Here is a 6,000-nt window from a genome sequence, read left to right on the forward strand (position 1 = left end):
AGACTGTTCATCAATAACAAGGGAATGCAGCAAATTCTTAATCTGCCTGAATTGCCTGCGCAGCATTGTGGCCAGGCGCCCCCGTTACCCCTCCACCTGGATGCGTCCCGGAGCCGCAAAGATACAACCCAGGCAGCGCCCCCCTGTAATTGGCCTGACCCAGCATCGGCCGCGCACTGAACAACTGGTTCAAGCTCAACGCGCCGTGGAAGATGTCGCCACCAATCAAGCCGAAGGTCCGCTCAAGATCCAACGGACTCATGATCTGCCTGCCGAGCACCGAAGTGGCAAAACCCGGTGCATGCTTTTCGACGGTGGCGATCATCAGATCCGCGACTTCTTCGCGATGATCATCCCAGCTGCGTCCATCCGGCAGCTGCGGGGCAACGTGCTGGCAGAACAGGCTGGCCACATGCTGCCCCGGCGGTGCCAGCGAGTCGTCCAGGGTACTGGGGATCAGCATCTCGACCACAGGCTCGCGCGACCAGCCATGGCGGCGCGCATCCACATAGGCCTGATCCATATAGTCCAGGCTGGGCGCGATGATGATGCCGGCGGTCAGGTGATCGCCCTGCCCCGGCAATACGCTGAACTCAGGCAGCCGTGACAAGGCGACATTCATCCGGAACGTGCCGGAGCCGCAGCGCCAGTTGGCCATGCGCTCACGCGTGGCCGCCGGCACCTCGGCCGGGTCCAACAATCGCTCGTACAGCAGCTTCGGGTTGACGTTGGCGACGATGGCGCTGCCGCGCAGCACCTCGCCACCGGCCAGCGCAACCCCCACGGCGCGACCGTGCTCGACCACCACCTTGTCCACCGCGGCATCGGTGCGTATCTCCGCGCCGGCTTCGCGGGCGGCCCGGGCCATGGCTTGGGTGATGGCGCCCATGCCGCCGATGGCATGCCCCCAGGCACCTTTGATGCCATTGCTTTCACCAAACACGTGATGCAGCAGCACGTAGGCGGTACCCGGCGCATATGGGCTGGCGTAGTTGCCGACGATGCCATCGAAGCCAAACAAGGCCTTGATCGGCGCGCTCTCAAACCAACGGTCCAGGTACTCGGCGGCGGAGATCGTGAACAGATCCATCAATTCCTGCTGCAGGCCTGGATCCAGACGCTGCAGCTGTCGGCCGAGTTGCCCTGCCTTCCAAAGTTCAGGCAAGGCACGCAGCCAACCGTTACCGCTGATATTGGGCGGCGCCTGCAGGGCCTGTGCGCGCAGCACATCAGCAAACAGCTCCAGGCGCTGCTCGTACTCGGGCAGGCGCGCGGCATCGCGTGCGGAAAAACGCGCGACCTGTTCTGCCGTGCGTCCGCCACCGGCCAATAGATAGTCACCATTGCCCAGCGGCAGGAAGTTGTTGAGCTTGCGCGGAACCACCTGTAGACCATGCCGCTCCAGTTCCAGCTCGGCAATCACCTTGGGCTGCAGCAGCGACACCGTATAAGAGGCCACCGAGTTGCGGAACCCGGGATGGAACTCCTCGGTGACCGCCGCGCCCCCAACCACGGACCGCCGCTCAAGCACCAGCACGCGCTTGCCGGCCTTGGCCAGATACGCCGCACACACCAGGCCGTTATGGCCGCCGCCGATCAGGATCGCATCCCACTGCTTGCTTGATGTCTTGGTCATTCCCGCTGTATAGCACCGGCGAGCGGCTGCCGCCCATAGGAAAGACCCGGGAGCGACCATGACCTTCTACACCCTTTCCTCATCGGTTTCAGGCGTATCTTCCTGCTTCGGTCCCGGCTTCGGGGCCTCACTCATGCTCTGAAATCGGCCTGGAGGCCTTTCCCGTGATCGTTCGCAAACCCCAGATTCTCCTGCTGTCGCTGGCCGTCGCCGCCGCGCTGACCGGTTGCCCCAAGCAGGAAGAGCAGTCCCCGCCCGCCGCCACCGCCGCTGCGCCGGCCGCCACCGAGCTGAAGCTGGACGAGTCCAAGCTGCCGGCCTACAACGCCTTCACCGCCGCCGACCTGGACCCGAGCAAGGACGCCTGTACCGATTTCGGCGGCTATGTGAATGACAAGTGGCTCACCGCCAACGAAATTCCCTCCGACCGCACCAGCTGGGGCGCCTTCACCATCCTCGACGAGCGTTCGGTGGCCGTGCAGCACCAGCTGGCCGAGCAGGCCGCGGCGATGAAGGACGCCACCGGCATCGAGAAGATCGTCGGTGACTTCTGGGCCTCGGGCATGGACGAAGCCAAGATCAACAGCCTGGGCATCACCCCGCTGAAGGCCGACCTGGCCGCCATCGACGGCCTGCAGGACAGCGCCGCACTGGCCGACTACCTGCGCAGCACTGCTGCCAAGGGCGAGAACTTCCTGTTCGGTTTCGGTCCGGAAGCGGACTTCAAGAACTCGACCATGAACATGGCCTACGCCAGCCAGGGCGGCCTGGGCCTGCCGGACACCACTTATTACACCGACGCCAGCAAGGCCGACAAGCTCAACGCCTACAAGGCCCACGTGGCCAAGGTGCTGGAGCTGAGCGGCGTGGCCGCGGCCGACGCCGCCAAGCAGGCCGAGGACGTGATCAAGTTCGAGACGCGCCTGGCCAAGGCCTCCAAGTCCAGCGTCGAGCTGTCGCGTGACGTCTCGCTGTACTACAACCCGGTCACCGTCGCCGATGCCGACAAGCTGACCCCGAACTTCAGCTGGACCGAGTTCTTCAAGGCCCAGGGCATCACCGCGCCGGAGAAATTCTCGCTGGCCATGCCCGCCTTCCACGCGGAAGTAAGCAAGATGCTGGCAGATACCGACCCGGCGGCCTGGCGCGCCTACCTGCGCTTCCACACCGTGGACGGTGCCGCACCGTACCTGAGCAATGAGTTCGTGCAGGAGAACTACGCGTTCTACGGCAAGGAACTGAACGGCCAGAAGGAAATCAAGCCGCGCTGGAAGCAGGTGCTGGGCACCATCGAGAACGATGCCGGCGATGCCTTCGGCCAGATGTACGTCAAGGTTGCCTTCTCGCCGGAAGCCAAGGCCAAGATGGAAGTGCTGGTCAAGAACCTGGCCGACGCACTGAAGGACCGCATCCAGAACCTGAGCTGGATGAGCGATGAGACCAAGGCCAAGGCCATCGCCAAGTGGGAGACCTTCACCCCGAAGATCGGCTACCCGGACAAGTGGCGTGACTGGTCGGGCCTGAGCACCACCCATGACGACTACCTGGGCAACGTGCGCGCGGCCAACGCCTTCAACTACAAGTGGGCGCTGGGCAAGATCGGCCAGCCGGTGGACAAGACCGAGTGGGGCATGACCCCGCAGACCGTCAATGCCTACTACAACCCGCTGCAGAACGAGATCGTGTTCCCCGCCGCCATCCTGCAGCCGCCGTTCTTTGACCCGAACGCCGACGACGCGCTGAACTACGGCGGCATCGGCGCGGTGATCGGCCACGAAATGACCCACGGTTACGACGACCAGGGCAGCCGCTTCGGGCCGACCGGCAACTTCGAGAACTGGTGGACCGAAGCTGACGCCAAGGGCTTCTCCGGCCTGACCGGCAAGCTGGTCAACCAGTTCAACGGGTACAAGGTGGGCGACCAGAAGGTCAACGGCTCGCTGACCCTGGGCGAGAACATCGCCGACCTGGGTGGCCTGGCCACTGCTTACGACGCCCTGCAGAAGGCCTCGGCCGGCAAGGAAGACGCCAAGGTTGACGGTTTCACCCGCGACCAGCGCTTCTTCTTCAACTGGGCTACCGTGTGGCGCACCAAGTACACCGCCGAGAATGCCAAGGTCCGCCTGGCCACCGACCCGCACGCCCCGGCGCAGTTCCGCGCCATGGGTGCGCCGTCGAACCTGCCGACCTTCGCTGCGGCGTTCCAGTGCAAGGCCGGTTCGCCGATGGTCCGTGCTGGCGACAAGCAGGTAGTGATCTGGTAACCACTGCCCCGCAGTGAGCACCGAAGAAGGCCCGGCAACGCCGGGCCTTCTTTTTTGCACGTTTGACGGCACTGGTGGCCCACATACGGGTAATCACCGCCCTCCTCCCCTGCCTGCGGGCACCACCGCAAGGATGCCGCGGCTCGTGGTGGCCCTGCAGAAAAGCCGGGATTGCCCTGTACCGGCAGAGCCGATTTCAAGGCAGGCAACTCACCGTATAACAAACCCACGCTCCGTTCCGCCGCAGTCGTTGACAGGGCTCATGCATCGCACGCCGCCCGGGTTTGGATGCGCCGCCCAAAACCGTGCCCCCGGCGGCGCCATTCCCGCGCCAGCTTGTTAAACTCCGCCCACTTTGTCCTTCTGCGGATATGCACCACATGCCAAACGTTCGCCCGCTTTCGCTCGCCCTGGCCTTCAGCCTGGTGGCAGCCCTGTCCTCGACCGACGCCCAGGCGGCCCGCAAGAAAGCGGCCCCGCGCGCACCGGCGGTAAGCGCGGCCTGTACGGATTTTTACGAGCTCAGCAACGCCGACTGGCTCAAGGCCAACCCGGTGCCGCAGACCGGCGCGGTCAGCTCGCTCAGCCTGTTGGCCAGCAATACCCGCAACCAGCAGCGTCAGCTGCTGGAGCGCGCGATGAGCGCCCCGCAGGGCAACGTGCAGAAGCTGCTGGGCGACTTCTGGGCCAGCGGCCTGGATGAAGCCGCGATCGAGGCCGACGGCTCCAAGCCCATCGCTCCGCTGCTGACCCGCATCAATGCCATCAAGAAGGCCAAGGACATCCCAGCCTCGATCGCCGCCCTGCACCAAGTGGGCATCCCGGTGGCATTCAACTTTGCCCCGGATGTGGACCTGAAGGCGCTGGATCGCCATATCGGCTATTTCATGCAGGGCGGCACCGGTCTGCCTGACCCGGCCTTCTATACCCGCACCGATGCCGACACCGTCGCATTGATGGGCCGCTACCGCGCCTACGTGAAGCAGATCCTGGCGCTGACCGGCACCCCGGCTGCGCAGCTCGATGCCGAATCGGCGCTGGTCATCCAACTGGAAACCGAACTGGCGCGCAGCGCGCATTCGGTGGCCGACATCAACAACCCGTTCAACAACTACGCACCGGTCTCCACCCGCGACCTCAACAGCCGCTACCGCAACCTGCAGCTGGATGCCTTCCTGAGGGCTCAGGGCGTCAACGACGACCTGGTCTCGCTGGCCGACCCCAACCTGTTCCAGCAGCTCAATGGCATGGTCAGCCGCCTGCCGGCCAACCAGTGGAAGGCTTACCTGCGCTGGCGTGTGGGTGATGCGATGGCTCCCTACCTGTCCAAAGCCTACCGCGACGCCGAGTTCGAGTTCCGCGGCCGCGTGCTGCGTGGCCAGACCATCGCCCCGGCCCGCCCGGATGCAGTGCTGGACGCCATCAACGTGGCCGCCGGCCCGATGCTGGGCCACGAGTACGCCAATGCCTACGTCAGCCGTGACGCCCGCCGCCAGGCCGGCATCATGGTCGACCAGATCCGCGAAGCGCAGATTGCCGCGGTCAAGCGCAGCACCTGGCTCAGCGCCGAAGCCAAGAGCGAGGCCGAAGCCAAGCTGGCGGCGATGAAGATCGAGATCGGCACCCCGTTGCGCGACCTGGACTACACCGTGCAGCCGATGGGCCGTGGCAGCTTTGGTGGCAACATGCTGATCGCCTCCACCTGGCGCCATGCCCAGGAAATGAAGCGCATCGGCAAGGGCAATGCCGACCGTCGCTGGGACGTGCTGCCGCAACAGCCAGCCATCAGCTACGACATCGCGCAGAACCGCCTGATCGTCACCGCCGCCGCCCTGCAGGGCCCGATCTTTGCCGAAGCCGCCACCCCGGCCGAAAAGTTCGGCGCGTTCGGCGGCATGGTGGCACACGAAGTCAGCCGCGCCATCGACGTCAAGGGCGCCATGATCGACGCCAAGGGCGAGCTGCGCAGCTGGTGGACGCCGGCCGACAAGAGCGCCTGGACCCTGCTTGGCAACCGCGCCGTAGTGCAGTATGGCGGGCTGGCCTTCCCGGGCGTGAAGGACGCCAAGGTCAATGGCGAGCTGACCCGCGACGAGAACA

Annotated in this window: 3 protein-coding genes; 2 read left to right on the plus strand and 1 reads right to left on the minus strand. The window is 65.1% G+C overall.

The features are described 5' to 3' along the window. Nucleotides 1-37: 37 nt before the first annotated feature. Entirely contained in the window at nucleotides 38-1,636 is a 1,599-nt protein-coding gene (locus B2527_RS11795) for a phytoene desaturase family protein (RefSeq protein ID WP_293712461.1), read from the minus strand. 167 nt (nucleotides 1,637-1,803) lie between these two features. Here B2527_RS11795 and B2527_RS11800 point away from each other — a divergent pair, with 167 nt between their 5' ends. Next, on the plus strand, nucleotides 1,804-3,900 hold the full coding sequence (locus B2527_RS11800; RefSeq protein WP_293712471.1) for a M13 family metallopeptidase: 2,097 nt from the start codon (nucleotides 1,804-1,806) through the stop codon (nucleotides 3,898-3,900). 380 nt (nucleotides 3,901-4,280) lie between these two features. Continuing rightward, nucleotides 4,281-6,000 (plus strand): M13-type metalloendopeptidase (locus tag B2527_RS11805; RefSeq protein ID WP_293712465.1); only part of this gene is annotated, 1,720 nt, incomplete at its 3' end.

Origin of the sequence: Stenotrophomonas sp. UBA7606, assembly GCF_002477705.1 — a bacterium.
Taxonomy (GTDB): domain Bacteria; phylum Pseudomonadota; class Gammaproteobacteria; order Xanthomonadales; family Xanthomonadaceae; genus Stenotrophomonas.

Bases quoted from the DNA above. Each gene is read 5' to 3' on its own strand.
- B2527_RS11795 (WP_293712461.1), bottom strand. From the start codon at position 1,636: ATGACCAAGACATCAAGCAAGCAGTGGGATGCGATCCTGATCGGCGGC.